At 60.2% G+C, this 14,067-nt stretch carries 13 protein-coding genes and 1 riboswitch; of the genes, 6 read left to right on the top strand and 7 right to left on the bottom strand.

Features of this window, described 5'->3' with window-relative positions; translation table 11 throughout:
* Nucleotides 1-21 precede the first annotated feature (21 nt).
* A complete protein-coding gene (locus PEL8287_RS06975) occupies nt 22-1,707 on the bottom strand; it encodes an NAD(P)H-dependent oxidoreductase subunit E (RefSeq protein WP_085891664.1) in 1,686 nt (561 codons plus the stop codon).
* A gap of 217 nt (nt 1,708-1,924) precedes the next feature.
* Between PEL8287_RS06975 and PEL8287_RS06970 the strand changes: the two genes are divergently transcribed.
* Complete coding sequence (locus PEL8287_RS06970) at nt 1,925-2,323, top strand: hypothetical protein (protein WP_085891663.1); 399 nt, start codon at nt 1,925-1,927, stop codon at nt 2,321-2,323.
* Nucleotides 2,324-2,469: 146 nt separating this feature from the next.
* On the opposite strand, the gene xseA is transcribed toward PEL8287_RS06970, so the two are convergent.
* Nucleotides 2,470-3,960: an exodeoxyribonuclease VII large subunit gene (gene xseA, locus PEL8287_RS06965; RefSeq protein ID WP_085891662.1), complete on the bottom strand. Its 1,491-nt coding sequence runs from the start codon at nt 3,958-3,960 to the stop codon at nt 2,470-2,472.
* 72 nt (nt 3,961-4,032) lie between these two features.
* Here xseA and purD point away from each other — a divergent pair, with 72 nt between their 5' ends.
* On the top strand, nt 4,033-5,295 hold the full coding sequence (purD, locus tag PEL8287_RS06960; protein WP_085891661.1) for a phosphoribosylamine--glycine ligase: 1,263 nt from the start codon (nt 4,033-4,035) through the stop codon (nt 5,293-5,295).
* 84 nt (nt 5,296-5,379) lie between these two features.
* Here purD and PEL8287_RS06955 read toward each other — a convergent pair whose 3' ends face one another.
* Both PEL8287_RS06955 and PEL8287_RS06950 read right to left on the bottom strand, forming a co-directional pair.
* Nucleotides 5,380-6,144, bottom strand: a complete 765-nt coding sequence (locus PEL8287_RS06955) for an FG-GAP repeat domain-containing protein (RefSeq protein WP_139837722.1) — start codon at nt 6,142-6,144, stop codon at nt 5,380-5,382.
* Nucleotides 6,144-6,467 carry a 2Fe-2S iron-sulfur cluster-binding protein gene (locus PEL8287_RS06950; RefSeq protein ID WP_085891660.1) on the bottom strand — a complete coding sequence of 108 codons (324 nt, stop codon included), beginning with the start codon at nt 6,465-6,467 and terminating at the stop codon, nt 6,144-6,146. The genes PEL8287_RS06955 and PEL8287_RS06950 overlap by 1 nt, the downstream gene beginning before the upstream one ends.
* A 277-nt stretch (nt 6,468-6,744) precedes the next feature.
* Here PEL8287_RS06950 and PEL8287_RS06945 point away from each other — a divergent pair, with 277 nt between their 5' ends.
* Nucleotides 6,745-7,260 carry a peptidoglycan-binding domain-containing protein gene (locus tag PEL8287_RS06945; protein WP_085891659.1) on the top strand — a complete coding sequence of 172 codons (516 nt, stop codon included), beginning with the start codon at nt 6,745-6,747 and terminating at the stop codon, nt 7,258-7,260.
* Here the strand turns inward: PEL8287_RS06945 and PEL8287_RS06940 are convergent.
* Complete coding sequence (locus PEL8287_RS06940) at nt 7,257-8,330, bottom strand: Mrp/NBP35 family ATP-binding protein (RefSeq protein WP_085891945.1); 1,074 nt, start codon at nt 8,328-8,330, stop codon at nt 7,257-7,259. The genes PEL8287_RS06945 and PEL8287_RS06940 overlap by 4 nt on opposite strands.
* Before the next feature lie 251 nt (nt 8,331-8,581).
* On the opposite strand from PEL8287_RS06940, the gene PEL8287_RS06935 reads away from it, so the two are divergent.
* Together PEL8287_RS06935 and PEL8287_RS06930 are read left to right on the top strand one after the other, a co-directional pair.
* Nucleotides 8,582-8,803 (top strand): DUF1127 domain-containing protein, encoded by a 222-nt coding sequence (locus PEL8287_RS06935; RefSeq protein ID WP_085891658.1) that lies wholly within the window; start codon nt 8,582-8,584, stop codon nt 8,801-8,803.
* Nucleotides 8,804-9,100: 297 nt separating this feature from the next.
* A complete protein-coding gene (locus tag PEL8287_RS06930; RefSeq protein ID WP_139837721.1) occupies nt 9,101-9,514 on the top strand; it encodes a hypothetical protein in 414 nt (137 codons plus the stop codon).
* On the opposite strand, the gene PEL8287_RS06925 is transcribed toward PEL8287_RS06930, so the two are convergent.
* Together PEL8287_RS06925 and PEL8287_RS06920 are read right to left on the bottom strand one after the other, a co-directional pair.
* A complete protein-coding gene (locus PEL8287_RS06925; RefSeq protein WP_139837720.1) occupies nt 9,508-9,762 on the bottom strand; it encodes a hypothetical protein in 255 nt (84 codons plus the stop codon). The genes PEL8287_RS06930 and PEL8287_RS06925 overlap by 7 nt on opposite strands.
* Nucleotides 9,763-9,867: 105 nt before the next feature.
* Nucleotides 9,868-10,055: riboswitch (cobalamin riboswitch) on the bottom strand.
* A gap of 88 nt (nt 10,056-10,143) precedes the next feature.
* On the bottom strand, nt 10,144-12,486 hold the full coding sequence (locus PEL8287_RS06920) for an ATP-dependent helicase (RefSeq protein ID WP_085891655.1): 2,343 nt from the start codon (nt 12,484-12,486) through the stop codon (nt 10,144-10,146).
* A 353-nt stretch (nt 12,487-12,839) separates the two neighbouring features.
* On the opposite strand from PEL8287_RS06920, the gene PEL8287_RS06915 reads away from it, so the two are divergent.
* Nucleotides 12,840-13,979: an alpha-hydroxy acid oxidase gene (locus PEL8287_RS06915; RefSeq protein WP_085891654.1), complete on the top strand. Its 1,140-nt coding sequence runs from the start codon at nt 12,840-12,842 to the stop codon at nt 13,977-13,979.
* Nucleotides 13,980-14,067 lie beyond the last annotated feature (88 nt).

The following is a 14,067-nucleotide window of genomic DNA, read 5'->3' as shown; positions in this document are numbered from 1 at the left end:
CAGGAAATACAGGGGATTCTGTTACACCTCGTCGGGGAAATGCTTCATTGTCAGGCGGATCGGGTTCGGCGCCGCCTGCCCCAGACCACAGATTGAGGCATCGCCCATCGCCGTGCAAAGCTCTTCCAGCAATGGCTGATCCCATTTATCAGCCTGCATCAGCTTGACCGCCTTTTCACAGCCCACACGACAAGGCGTGCACTGACCACAGCTTTCATCCTCGAAGAAACGCAGCATGTTGAGGGCGGCCTGTCTGGCGCTGTCCTGATCCGACAATACAACGACCGCCGCCGAACCGATGAAAGTGCCGTGCGGTTGCAGCGTGTCAAAATCGAGCGGAATATCGTTCATGCTGGCCGGTAGCAGGCCCGAGGACGGGCCGCCCGGCTGATAGGCCTTGAAGGCGTGACCGTCGAGCATGCCGCCAGAGGCCGCGATGATATCGGTGATGGTTGAACCCGCTGGCAGCAGGTGCACGCCGGGGTTCTTGACCCGGCCCGAAACCGAATAGGAACGCAGACCCTTACGGCCGTTTTTCTCGACACCGGAAAGAACTTCGCCACCCTCGCGCAGAATTTTAGTGACCCAGTAAAGGGTTTCGACATTGTTCACCAAAGTGGGGCGGTTGAAGATGCCGACCTGCGCCACGAAGGGGGGCCGGTGGCGTGGCAAGCCGCGCTTACCCTCGATCGATTCGATCATCGCGGATTCTTCACCGCAGATATAGGCGCCGGCACCGCGGCGCAGATCGATGTACCCGGGCGCGACGATTTTGGCGTCTTCCAGCGCCTTGATCTCGCGACGCAGAATTTCAAGGACGGCGGGGTATTCATCGCGCATGTAGATAAAGCAGGTTTCAGCCTCGACCGCCCAAGCAGCAATCAGCATTCCCTCAAGAAAAACATGAGGTTGCCGCTCAAGGTAAAACCGATCCTTGAAGGTGCCCGGCTCGCCCTCGTCGCCGTTTACAGCCAGGTATCGCGGGCCTTCGGCAGCGCGCACGAAACCCCACTTGCGCCCCGAGGGGAAACCAGCACCACCAAGGCCGCGCAGACCTGAATCAAGCAGGGTCTGCTGAATGGCATCGAATTCACCCGTGGCGCGGATATCCGCTAGTGTCTGATACCCACCATCGGCGCAATAGGCGTCAAACACCTGATACTCAGGGATATGCGCGTGGGTATCCTGTGCCGAGATCGCCGCCTGAACCTTTTCAGGCGTGGCATGATCAATGTGGTTATGGCCGAGTTCGAGTACAGGAGCGGTGTCGCAACGCCCCATGCAGGGCGCCCGCAGAACCCGGACCTGACTGGCATCAAGCCCGTTTTCCAGTGCCTTTTGCAATTGTTGCGCACCAGCCAGCTCGCAGGAAAGTGAATCGCAGACCCGAATGGTCAGCGCTGGTGGGGGCGTTTCGCCCTCTTTCACCACATCGAAATGGGCGTAGAAGGTTGCGACCTCATAGACCTCGGCCTGACTGATACGCATTTCTTCGGCCAGGGCGCGCAGGTGCGCTGCCGACAGATGGCCGAATTTGTCCTGAATGAGGTGCAGATATTCGATCAGCAGATCACGACGCCGGGGGGCATCGCCCAACAGGGTTTGTATTTCGGCCCATGGCTGATCCTCCAACTGGCGGCCCTTGGGGGTATGACGCCCCTTGCCCTTGCCCGATTTCCAGACGCCCTTGCGTTCATCCAGTGCCATGCGATTTCCCCTGTCTGGTGTTCGGCCTGAGAAATACCGCCCAAGGCCCGGCAAAGCGAGACCAAAAGCGACACAACCGCCCCCGTAAGCGTTGAGGCTTGGCAAAATTCACCGATCTTTGCCATTTCACCATCGGTATTGCCGGTTTACTGCCGGCTTGTGCCGATGTCTTTGAATGTGGGTGGTCTGGCAGGGTTGCATCTGGCAAACTTGTCCTATGCGCATTTTGAAACTTTTGCCCTTTCTGATTTTCGCCGCGACGGTGTCCGGTGCACAGTCAACAATGACAGCAGCCGAATTTGACGCCTACACGCGGGGTCACACGTTTTACTACGGCAGAATCGGCCAGCCTTATGGCGGCGAGGAATATCTGGATGGCCGGCGCGTGCGCTGGTCCTTTCTGGATGGCAGATGTCAGGAAGGTAGCTGGTATGAAGAGGCCGGTATGATTTGTTTCATCTATGAAACCCACCCAGACCCGCAATGTTGGAGTTTTATCCGGCAAGGTGGCGGGTTGGTGGCAAGATTTGAAAATAACCCGGACAACGTTGATATCTATGAGGTTGAAAAATCGCCTGAACCTTTAATGTGCCTCGGGCCCGAGGTGGGCGCCTAAGATATACTAATTCAACCAAAATATGCCAGTTAACCGCATTTTTTGGGCTTAGAATGTCACTTAGCGATCTTTTTTCCAAGTTACCCCGCTGAAAGCACCGATGCCTCCGGCGGGGATATTTTCGGCAAGATGAAAAAACAAACCCCTCAGAACAAGCTACCCTGATCCGGAGGAGGCGCTTTGGATTTTGGTGCCTTTCGGGCCTGGGTGCCTGCCTGGCCAACAGAAAGGCGGCCATCGGCAAACTCGATCTCAAGGCTGGACGCCTGCGATGCCGCGTCTTTGGATGTCACCAGATCGCCATCGCCGCGCACCACGGCATATCCGCGCGCCAGCGTGGCCTTGTACCCGAGTGTTTCGCGCAGGCGATCCATGGATTCGACCTGGTCGTGCCAGCCACGCATCTGACGGGTTGCAACCTCGGACAGGCGAATCGCGAGCCGGTCAAGGTCGCGCTTTTTTAGATCAATGTCGCGGCAAAGCGCTGGAACGTTCAGCCGGGCAGCGGTACTTTCAAGCCTGTGACGGTCGCCGTCGAGGGCCCGGCGCAGAAGACCCGGTCGCAGGGCGCCCGCGGATTCGGACAGGCGCACGCGCCGTGTCTGAACCGAGCGGATCAGGGCCGCAGGCAGACGATCAGACCAGGCATCAAGCCGCTGACGGGGTGTATCAAGCAATGTATCGGCCCGCGGCAGAGCGCGGGACAGATCCCGCAGGCGCTGGCCGCGCAGGGAGATACCAGAGGTCAGCGCATGGGTCAGGCGGCCCGACTGAGCATCAAGCCAGGAAAGCAGATCGAGCCGCACCGGCACCGCCAGTTCGGCCGCAGCGGTGGGGGTGGGCGCGCGTTTGTCCGAGGCATAGTCGATCAGCGTGGTGTCGGTTTCATGCCCGACGGCGGAAATCAGAGGGATATCGCTGTCAGCGGCCGCGCGCACAACGGATTCTTCATTGAACCCCCAGAGGTCTTCGATACTGCCACCGCCACGTGCCACGATCAGAAGATCAGGGCGCGGCAGGGCGCCGCCGGGCGTGAAGGCGTTGAACCCGCGAATAGCATTGGTCACCTCGGGCGCGCATTTTTCACCCTGCACGGCCACAGGCCAGATCAGCACCTTGCGCGGGAACCGGTCACGCAGGCGGTGCAGGATATCGCGGATCACAGCCCCCGAGGGCGAGGTGATAACACCAATGATTTCTGGCAGGTAGGGGATGGGTTGCTTGCGGGTGGGATCAAACAGCCCTTCACCGGCAAGTTGCGCCTTGCGCTTTTCCAGCATGGCCATAAGCGCGCCCATACCGGCCGGTTTCATATCCTCGATCACGATCTGATAACGCGACTGGCCGGGGAAGGTAGTGAGACGGCCAGTCGCGACCACCTCCATCCCCTCTTCGGGTTGCACGGCAAGACGACTGGCCACACCCTTCCAGATAATGCCCGCCAGCACCGAGCGGTCATCTTTGAGATCAAGGTAGACATGGCCTGACCTGGGGCGCGAGACGCGGCCCACCTCGCCACGCACGCGGACATGGGAAAATTCGCCTTCAATCATCCGTTTGATCGCACCGGAAAGGTCGGACACCGAAAATTCAGGGGCGTTTTCGCCGAGAGTGGGATCGTCAATCAGATCGGACATACGCGCACCTTGTGTCTGGCTTTGCGCCACCTTAGAACGCAGGGCATCTAAGGCCAAGTGGGAGAGCGCACCATGAATATCTTGATCCTCGGGGGGGGCGGACGTGAACATGCGCTGGCCTGGGCGGTGATGCAAAACCCCAAATGCGACAAGCTGATCGTGGCACCGGGCAACGCCGGGATTGCCGGGATCGCGGAATGCGCCAGCCTGGACATCATGGACGGCGGGGCGGTGGCGAATTTCTGCGATGAAAACGCTGTGGATTTCGTGATTGTCGGCCCCGAGGCGCCACTGGCTGCTGGCGTGGCAGACCGGCTGCGCGAGGCGGGTTTACTGGTGTTCGGGCCCTCGGCTGCGGCGGCACAGTTGGAGGCGAGCAAGAGTTTCACCAAGGAAATTTGTGACGCGGCGGGGGCACCAACGGCCGGATATGGTCATTTCACCGATGCCGCCTCGGCCAGGGCCTATGTCGAGGCGCAGGGTGCCCCGATCGTGATCAAGGCGGATGGGCTGGCGGCGGGCAAGGGCGTGATCGTGGCCGAGACTGTGGATCAGGCACTGGCCGCGATTGACGACATGTTTGGCGGCGAATTTGGCAGCGCCGGGGCCGAGGTGGTGGTTGAAGAATTCATGGAGGGCGAGGAGGCCTCGTTCTTTGTGCTGTGTGATGGGCAGACCGCCCTGCCCCTTGGAACCGCACAGGACCACAAGCGTGTGGGCGAAGGCGATACCGGGCCCAATACAGGCGGCATGGGCGCCTATTCACCTGCCCCGGTGATGACAGATGAGGTAACGCGCAAGGCGCTGGACGAGATCGTGCGCCCATCGCTGGCCGAGATGGCGCGGCGCGGCACGCCGTTTCAGGGGATCCTGTTTGTTGGTCTGATGATCAAGGACGGCCAGCCAAGGCTGGTGGAATATAACGTGCGGTTTGGCGATCCGGAGTGCCAGGTGCTGATGATGCGGTTGGGCGCGCAGGCGCTGGATCTGTTGCAGGCAGCGGCAGAAGCGCGGCTGGAGAGTGCACAGGTGAACTGGGCCGATGATCATGCGCTGACGGTGGTTCTGGCGGCGAATGGCTATCCCGGAGATTACGATAAGGGGAGCGTGATCAAAGGCCTGGAAGCCCTGCCCGAGGATAGCTTCAACATGGTTTTTCATGCTGGCACGGCACACAAGGATGGGCAATATGTGGCCACGGGGGGCCGGGTTCTGGCCGTGACGGCACGCGGGGCAAGCCTGTCAGAAGCCGCAGTGCGGGCTTATGCGATGGTTGACCGGATTGACTGGCCCGAAGGGTTTTGCCGCAGCGATATCGGCTGGCGGGCGCTGTAGAAGGTTTCGAATTGCGCAGGCGCAATCCGACCGGCGTGGGGATTTCACCCCCACACCCCCAGAGTATTTTTGGAAAAATGAAAGTCAGGGGCAGGTCAGAGCGGCGTTGAGGCTGTCGGGGCCGGTGTAGCGGCCGACTGCGCGGCTGGTGATCTGCCCGCCGTGAAGGGTGCTGGCCATGATGCGGCGCCAGTCTGCGTCGGCGGTGATCAACTCTGGGCCGGTGCCGCAGTCGCGGATGCCGCCGGGGATGTGATCCCAGCCAATCTTGTGATTTGTCATGCCGGACCGGTCGGCGACATGTTCCAGTCGGCCCTTGCGGTAGCGCCAGATACGCAGGGTCTTTGCCAGGTGAGGACGGTCGATATAAGCGATCTCAACATGGCCGTCACCGTCGAGATCTGCCGCTCCGACAGGGGCGAGCCAGCGGTGGGTGTGGCCGATATTCGGCGTGGCAGCGATTTTTCTCAGCCGCCCGTTACGAAGCCCATAAACCGCCAACGCGGCACCGGTCTTGCGATGGGTTTCCACCGCGATCACCTCGTTGCGGTTGTCACCGTCCAGATCCACGATCCGCGGTCCGGTATCCTCAAAGACAGAATGCCGCGGCAGGATAATCGAAAGCGAACACGGCCCATTCATACCGGTGCTGACCCGTAGACCGCCTGCCTCCCAAACGTCGCCTAGAATGCCATGGCCATAGCGGTCCGTGGCGTCAGAATAGCCAGCCCAGAGAATATCACCGGTCTCTGCTCGGGCCTCGAGGCTACCGGGCGGCGGGCCGGGATAGTCGCAGGCAAGCGCCGGTCCACCAAGGCCTATCGCCAGCAGACAGGCGGCCAGGCGCATCAGATCTGTTTTTCGGGCATCTGCACCACAAGGCCATCCAGCGCATCGGTAACCTTGATCTGGCAGGTCAGACGCGAGCGGGCGGGATCGGGTTCATACGCGAAATCGAGCATGTCCTCTTCCATGTCATCTTTGGCGGGCAGTTTTTCAACCCAGCCCGGATCGACATAGACGTGGCAGGTAGAGCAGGCGCAGGCACCGCCGCAGTCGGCTTCGATACCAGGAATATTATTATCGCGCGCGCCTTCCATCACGGTCAGGCCATTGGCAACCTCGACCACATGTTCGGTGCCGTTATGCTCGATATAAGTGATTTTCGCCATGGGTCGCACACTCCGCTTCATTCAACGCTTCTCAGGTTCCTAGCCAAGCCCTTTGGATCAGACCAGCCCATTTGCGACTTATCGCAAAAAGAATAGGTGTTAAATATCCATATTCGGTCTTTGTTCAACTTCAAACGCTCGGTCGGCCTGCCACAGGGAAAGAACGGCTGTGAAGTGCCGGTCGTAATGTGTTGCAACGGACGAGACAAAAACCGATTACACATTTTGCGGAACTCCCTTAGGTTGCCCCAAACAAACCCTTTACGTCACGAGTGCCATGATCCGTCCCGCCCCTCTTTTTCTGACCGCCCTTGTTCTTGCGGCCTGTCAAAGCGCCCTGCCTCGCCCGTTCAAGCCTGAGGTGGTGCAACTGCTTGATCAGGAACCGCAATATCCGCGTCCCGGCACATGCTGGGAAAAAAGCAGCATACCGGACGCAGGCGCCCCCCTAACCGGCAGGATGTGGGAAATTCCATCAAGTTCGGGGACAAATGGCAGTGATGTCAAACCGGCAGCCGACGATGCAGAACTTCAGGAAAGCGATTTCGAAGCGCGCAAAGACATCTGGTTTGAGACGCCCTGTAGAGAAGTGCTGACACCGGAATTTATCGCCTCGTTACAGCGGGCCCTGAAAGCGCGAAACCTGTATGCTGGTCCTGTCACCGGCGAATATGGCACCCAAACCAGTGCTGCTGTGTACAGCTATCAGGCACCACAGGGGCTGCAGACCGGTGTCCTGTCGATTGCAGCAGCCCGGCAAATGGGGTTGGTCGCCATCTTGGCGCCTTACTAAGCCAGACCACCCTTGACCAACCGGTCCGCCAACTGCGCATAAGCTTGGGCAACAGGCCCGTCCCCTGCAGCAACCGGCGTTCCCGCGTCACCTGCCAGCCGGGTTTCAAGGTCAATCGGCAGGGCGCCAAGGAACGGCAGTTCCAGTTTTTCTGCCTCGACGCGCACGCCATCGTGGCCAAAAATCTGCGTCTCATGCCCACAATTGGGACAATGAAACGTCGACATGTTCTCGATCAGGCCCAAAACGGGTGTCTTGAGCGTATTGAACATATCCATCGCCTTGCGCGCATCCAGCAACGCCACGTCCTGAGGCGTGGAAACGATAATGGCACCGGTCGGGGCGGCACGTTGGCAAAGTGTGAGTTGCACGTCGCCGGTGCCGGGGGGCAGATCGACGATCAGCACGTCCAGTTCGCCCCAGTTCACCTGAGACATCATCTGTTGCAGTGCCCCCATCAGCATCGGACCGCGCCAGACCACGGCCTTGTCCGGCTCCAGCATCAGCCCGATCGACATCAAGGTGACACCGTGGGCATGCAGGGGTTCAATGATCTTGCCATCGGGGCTGGCCGGGCGTTGGCTGACCCCCATCATGCGTGGCTGGCTTGGCCCATAGATATCGGCATCCAGTAGGCCAACGCGACGGCCCTGCTTTGCCAGCGCCACGGCCAGGTTGGACGAAACGGTGGACTTACCCACACCGCCCTTACCGCTGGCAATCGCGAGAATGGATTTCACGCCGACAGGTTTTATCGGTTCATTCCCACCCTTCGGATGACCGCCCAGTTTAAGACCGGGAGGCGCCTTGGCCGCAGCTGCCGGACCGTGAGCCGTGAGTGCGGCAGTGGCACGGGTCACCCCATCAACCGAGAGGGCGGCACGTTCGGCAGCCGCGCGCAAAGGTTCCATCCGACGGGCCAGATCAGGGGATGGCGCCTCGATAACGAATCGCACGTCGCCCCCGTCGACCGTCAACGCACGCACCATGTCGCGCGAGATCAGGTTGCCACCATCCGGCAATTCGAGCCGTGCAAGTTTCTGTTCAATCTGTGCCCGCGTCGGTGCCATGTAAAATACCTCATCATTGCTTCCGCAATAGGTGGCAGTTTTTTTCGCAGGGGCAAGGCCCGTCTCAAAACTGCCTAAATAATGCAACTATTGCTTAACCTTAGGTCAACATTGCTTATGCATTTGCTGCATAGCAGCATTGACACAACGGGGTATTGTGCATTCGCAGCATCGACGTATCTTCATGACAACCGAGGCGGCAAACTATCACCGCCCCAACTGATGCAACATCCGACGCAAGGAGCCTGACCATGGCATTTGCAACCAACACAACCAGCGCCACCCGTGGCCTGAGCGAAGATTTCAGCGCCGCGATCTATGCCCTGCTGCAACGCGCTGCTGACTACCGTGCCTACCGCCGGACCGTCAGGGAACTTTCGGCACTTGGCGCAGCTGAACTGGCCGATCTGGGCATGCATCGCAGCGAAGTCCGCCGCGTTGCGTCCGAGGCCGTCTACGGCAAGAGCGCGTAAATCAGAGATCAAGTGATCCTCTCCTCCTCCCTGGGTCACTTGTAAACGGCGGCGGTGTCTCTCCTCCTCCCTGGGTCACTTGTAAACGGCGGCGGTGTCTCTCCTCCTCCCTGATACCGCCGCCGCCTAAAGACCGGGCCAGACTGGCCCGACAGAAGATTGCGAATGGCCCTCTCCTCCTCCCTGGGCCGGACGTACAAATGAACGGCGGCGCCTCTCCTCCTCCCTGGCGTCGCCGTTTTTTTATTTCTGCAACCTAACCCCACTTCTTTGGGCTAGCCGTCGGGAAATCGGCAAGTGGCCTGCGCCCGCCAGGGCTGCATGGTGCCGTTGCAACCGCCCCATGACATGGCGCTGGCCACTTTGGCGCGCAATCTGCCACAGACACTGGCTCATTCGGAATGGAGTGAGGAAGGCATCAGGTGGGCATTGACCCGGCGGTTACCCGCAGGCATCGAGAAATCCATCACATCGCTGCGCGCGGGTGAGCGCCAACAGGTGACCGGCATCGTTGTGGACCGGCACCTGAACGTTCCAAGGGCAGACTATGCCCGGCTGAAAGCAATCCTGCATGCCTGCGCCCAACCTGATGATCACCGGCTGCATGATCCGAGGTTCCGGGCGCATCTGGCCGGGCGAATCGGCTGGGTGGCACAGCTTAATCCGACGCGGGATTTGCGTCTGTTTGCCCTGCTGGAGGCGGCTCAGTGAAGCCGGGATTTGCGCCGCCGCGGCGCAATTGTCAGGGTCGCCTCATGCAGATAACTGACAAAAGCCTGCGCGGCCGCACTTTGGGCCTTTTGCGTAGCCGGATCTTCAAGCGCACGGCAGGCGGCCTGAGGTGTTGCCTCGGCACTGGAAAAGGCCCATTCCAGAAAACCAAGGCGTGCGGCGGCCTGCGCCGCGGGGCCGCTGGCATCAACATCTTCCAGATCGCGCAAAATACGGGAAATATTCATCTTTTTTTCTCCTCGGCCACACCCCGGGCCGTATGGGGCGGGGATGGGAAACGAGGGATGAGGGGGCATGCGTGCCAGCCATCCGCCCGCACCGCCCCCCGCGGCTTGACGTCGTGTTCCAGGGCTGGTTTCCGGGCTTGGCGGGGTTCTGGATGCAGCGCCTTCCCAGACCTTGCGGCCCAGTGGCTGGTTGCGGCATCCCCCATCCTTACCGTTGCGGGGGCAGCGCCGGAATTTCACCGGCTTCCCAATTCTCCACCCCGAAAGGCGGCACCTTGGAGATTTGACTTTGGCGCAGTGAAAAGAGTCGCGCAAGCGGTGATTTTGGGGGCAACCGGCGATGCGTGGATTTCACCAACCCTAAGGGGTACGTCGCCCGGTCTAAAACGGGATGTCGTCGGCCCCTGAAATAAACCGCGCAACGACCTTTTTCACGCCGGCCTTTTCAAAGTCGATCTCAAGCTTGTCACCCTCGATGCCGATGATCGCGCCATAACCGAATTTCTGGTGGAAAACCCGCTCGCCCATGGTGTGGCTACTGACAGCCGTTGCATCGATCACGCTATTGCGGGCCTCGGCGGGTTGATGCGTGGCGCGTTGACCGGAGCGGGCCTGAAGCCGACGCCAGCCGGGGGAGTTGTAGACGTTCGCCTCAGCCGCGCGCGCCTCAATGGAGGAGTCCATTGCCGCCGCTCCATAGCCGCCGCCGTAAAGGCCGGGCGGGGTCAGGACCTCGACATGGTCCTCGGGCAACTCGTCAATGAAACGCGAGGGCATCTGGCTTTGCCACTGGCCGTAGACGCGGCGATTTCCGGCAAAGGATATGGTGCACAGTTCCTCGGCGCGGGTGATGCCGACATAGGCAAGGCGGCGTTCTTCTTCGACGCCCTTCAACCCGCTTTCGTCCATTGAGCGTTGCGAGGGAAACAGGCCGTCCTCCCACCCCGGCAGGAAGACGGCGGGAAATTCCAGCCCCTTGGCGGCGTGCAGGGTCATGATCGAGATTTTCTCGCCGGCCTCACCGCTGTCGTTGTCCATAATCAGGCTGACATGTTCGAGGAAACCTTGCAGGTTTTCGAACTGTTCCAAGGCCTTGACCAGTTCCTTGAGGTTCTCAAGGCGGCCCGGGGCCTCGGGCGTTTTGTCGTTTTGCCACATCTCGGTATAGCCGGATTCATCCAGGATGATCTCGGCCAGTTCCATGTGACTGATTGCATTGTCGCCGGTCATGCGGCCCCAACGATCCAACCCGTCCAGCAGTTTGGCCAGTTCTGTGGCCCCCTTGCCGGTTAGCCCCTTTTGATCCAGCAGGATGCGGGCGCCCTGGGCCAGGGGCACGCCATTTTGCCGCGCAGCGAGTTGCATCTTCTGTTGCGCCTTGTCGCCAAGGCCGCGTTTGGGGGTGTTGACGATACGCTCGAACGCCAGATCGTCCGAGGGCGAGGTCACCAGCCGGAAATAGGCCATGGCGTCGCGGATTTCCATGCGTTCATAGAACCGCGGGCCTCCAATAACGCGATACGGCAGGCCGATGGTCAGGAAACGGTCTTCGAAGGCGCGCATCTGGTGGCTGGCGCGCACGAGGATGGCCATTTCGTCCAAAGAAAACGCACGCAGGCCGCGGGTGCCGCGCTGCATCGATTCGACTTCTTCACCGATCCAGCGGGCCTCTTCCTCGCCATCCCAATGGCCGATCAGGCGGACCTTTTCACCATCCTGCGCGTCGGTCCAAAGCTCTTTGCCCAGTCGGCCCTTGTTGCCCGCGATGACGCCGGATGCGGCGGCAAGGATATGCGGGGTTGAGCGGTAGTTCTGTTCCAGTCGGACAACGTGCGCACCGGGGAAATCTTTCTCGAACCGCAGGATATTGCCCACTTCGGCCCCGCGCCAGCCATAGATTGACTGATCGTCGTCGCCGACACAGCAGATGTTCTTGTGCCCCGCCGCCAGCAGGCGAAGCCAGAGATATTGGGCGACGTTGGTATCCTGATATTCGTCCACAAGGATATATTTGAACCAGCGCTGATATTGCTGGAGAACGTCATCGTGTTGCTGAAAGATGGTGACAACATGCAAGAGCAGATCACCGAAGTCGACGGCGTTCAGTTCTTTCAGGCGGGTCTGGTAAAGTTTGTAGAGCGCGGGTGCCTTGCCGTTATAGGCCCCGGCCTCGGACGCGGGAATATTATCAGGGGTCCAGGCGCGGTTTTTCCAGTTGTCGATGACACCCGCCAGTGCGCGGGCAGGCCAGCGTTTGTCGTCGATACCCGCTGCACTGACCAGTTGCTTTAAAAGGCGCAACTGATCGTCAGTGTCCAGAATGGTGAAATTGGATTTCAGGCCAACCAGTTCAGCGTGGCGGCGCAGAAGTTTGACACAGACCGAGTGAAAGGTGCCCAGCCACGGCATGCCCTCAATCGACTGGCCCAGCATGCGACCGACACGCTCTTTCATCTCGCGCGCGGCCTTGTTGGTAAAGGTCACCGCAAGGATTTCATTAGGCCGGGCACGGCCGGTGTTCAGAAGGTGCACGATGCGGGTGGTCAGCGCCTTGGTTTTGCCGGTGCCGGCGCCAGCCAGCATCAGCACCGGGCCATCCATGGTTTCAACCGCCTTGCGTTGCTCGGGATTGAGATCATTCAGATAAGGCGCAGGCCGGGCTGCCAGGGCGCGCGCGGCCAGTGATGCGCCTTCAAAGGCGTCGGATTCGTCGAAACTGCTCATGACCGGGACGATAGCGCGGGCAAGACAAAAGTTAAAGAGATGTTCACACTGTGTTCCCACCTTGAGGCGATGACGCGATATTGGGCGGATCAAGCCATTTTACTACCGTCGGTAAGCGGTTGTATCGACGTCGCACCTCAGCCCTGAGGCAGGTAAATGGAATTTCTGGAACACGCGCGATCAAGTGAAGTAACATTTACAAAGGTTATGACCAATTGAACGGGGCGATTGCTGCGGCGCGCCCCGACTTGTTTGCGGATGAAGACGATTTTGACGATGACCTGCGTGATTAAACGTTGCGGCACAGCCAAGCACATCTGGACAAAAACCTGATTTGCACGGCAAATGCAGGAATGGACCTGAACAGCCGATACCCTGCCCTGTCCGATCTGCGCGCCCGCGCAAAGCGGCGTCTGCCCCTGTTTGTCTGGGAATATCTGGATAGTGGCACCGGGGTTGAGGCCACCAAGGCGCGCAACCGGTCGCAACTGGACTGTGTGCGGCTGATGCCGTCCGTTCTGCACGGCGAGTTTGAGCCGGATGTCAGCGTTGAACTGCTGGGACAGCATATGGCGCTGCCGGTCGGCATCGCACCGGTGGGCATGTCGGGGCTGATCTGGCCGGATGCCGAGCGGTTGCTGGCCAAAGCGTCGGCTGATCTGGGCATTCCCTATACCCTATCGACTGTTGCCAGCCAGACACCCGAGGACGTGGCCCCGCATCTGGGTGAAAACGCATGGTTTCAGATGTATCCACCGCGCGACCCCGAGATTCGCAGCGATATGCTGAACCGGGCGCGGGCGGCAGGGTTTGACGTGCTGGTGCTGACCGTCGATGTCCCCGTTGGCAGCAGGCGCGAACGTCAGGCCAGATCTGGGTTGACGCAACCTCCCCGGCTGACGCCGCGCCTGATGGCACAGGTGGCGCAATGCCCGGTCTGGGCCATGGGGATGGCGCAGCGTGGCATGCCCCGGATGCGGATGATTGATGATTATGCCGGTGAAACCAAAGGCCTGCCGTCCAACAAGCACGCCGGCTATCTGCTGCGCACCTCGCCCGACTGGGATTACCTGCGCTGGCTGCGCGATGCCTGGGAGGGGCCGATGGTGGTCAAGGGGGTGTTGCGCGCCGAAGATGCAAAACAGCTGCAGGCCGAAGGCATGGACGCCATCTGGATTTCGAATCATGGCGGTCGGCAGTTTGATGCGGCCCCTGCCACGATCGAGGTTTTGCCCTCAATACGGGCCGCAACTGATCTGCCAATCATCCTGGATGGTGGCATAGAAGGCGGCCTTGATATCCTGCGCGCCATTGCTCTTGGGGCGGATTTTGTCATGCTGGGGCGTGCCTGGCACTACGCTTTGGCCGCGCTTGGGGCGGGCGGGCCGAACCATCTGGCCCATATCCTGCGCGCCGATCTTGAGGCGAATATGGGTCAGTTGGGAACCGCCAGACTGCAAGAGGTACGGCAGCGGATTATCCCGGACGGGTAGCCCGCCTACCCGCTCAGGCAGGAAATGTCCCTGCAGGGTGAATACCCAGTATGCCGGATTGCGGAATCCTTTCACAAATCCTACAAGA

Origin of the sequence: Roseovarius litorisediminis, assembly GCF_900172295.1 — a bacterium.
GTDB classification, from domain to species: Bacteria; Pseudomonadota; Alphaproteobacteria; order Rhodobacterales; family Rhodobacteraceae; genus Roseovarius; species Roseovarius litorisediminis.
The sequence above is the reverse complement of the archived record's forward strand: the minus strand, read 5'-3'. Positions and strand labels throughout refer to the sequence as shown.

Coding starts and splice junctions, on each gene's coding strand:
- PEL8287_RS06975 (WP_085891664.1), bottom strand. CDS start 1,707: ATGGCACTGGATGAACGCAAGGGCGTCTGGAAATCGGGCAAGGGCAAG.
- PEL8287_RS06970 (WP_085891663.1), top strand. CDS start 1,925: ATGCGCATTTTGAAACTTTTGCCCTTTCTGATTTTCGCCGCGACGGTG.
- xseA (WP_085891662.1), bottom strand. CDS start 3,960: ATGTCCGATCTGATTGACGATCCCACTCTCGGCGAAAACGCCCCTGAA.
- purD (WP_085891661.1), top strand. CDS start 4,033: ATGAATATCTTGATCCTCGGGGGGGGCGGACGTGAACATGCGCTGGCC.
- PEL8287_RS06955 (WP_139837722.1), bottom strand. CDS start 6,144: ATGCGCCTGGCCGCCTGTCTGCTGGCGATAGGCCTTGGTGGACCGGCG.
- PEL8287_RS06950 (WP_085891660.1), bottom strand. CDS start 6,467: ATGGCGAAAATCACTTATATCGAGCATAACGGCACCGAACATGTGGTC.
- PEL8287_RS06945 (WP_085891659.1), top strand. CDS start 6,745: ATGATCCGTCCCGCCCCTCTTTTTCTGACCGCCCTTGTTCTTGCGGCC.
- PEL8287_RS06940 (WP_085891945.1), bottom strand. CDS start 8,330: ATGGCACCGACGCGGGCACAGATTGAACAGAAACTTGCACGGCTCGAA.
- PEL8287_RS06935 (WP_085891658.1), top strand. CDS start 8,582: ATGGCATTTGCAACCAACACAACCAGCGCCACCCGTGGCCTGAGCGAA.
- PEL8287_RS06925 (WP_139837720.1), bottom strand. CDS start 9,762: ATGAATATTTCCCGTATTTTGCGCGATCTGGAAGATGTTGATGCCAGC.
- PEL8287_RS06920 (WP_085891655.1), bottom strand. CDS start 12,486: ATGAGCAGTTTCGACGAATCCGACGCCTTTGAAGGCGCATCACTGGCC.
- PEL8287_RS06915 (WP_085891654.1), top strand. CDS start 12,840: ATGGACCTGAACAGCCGATACCCTGCCCTGTCCGATCTGCGCGCCCGC.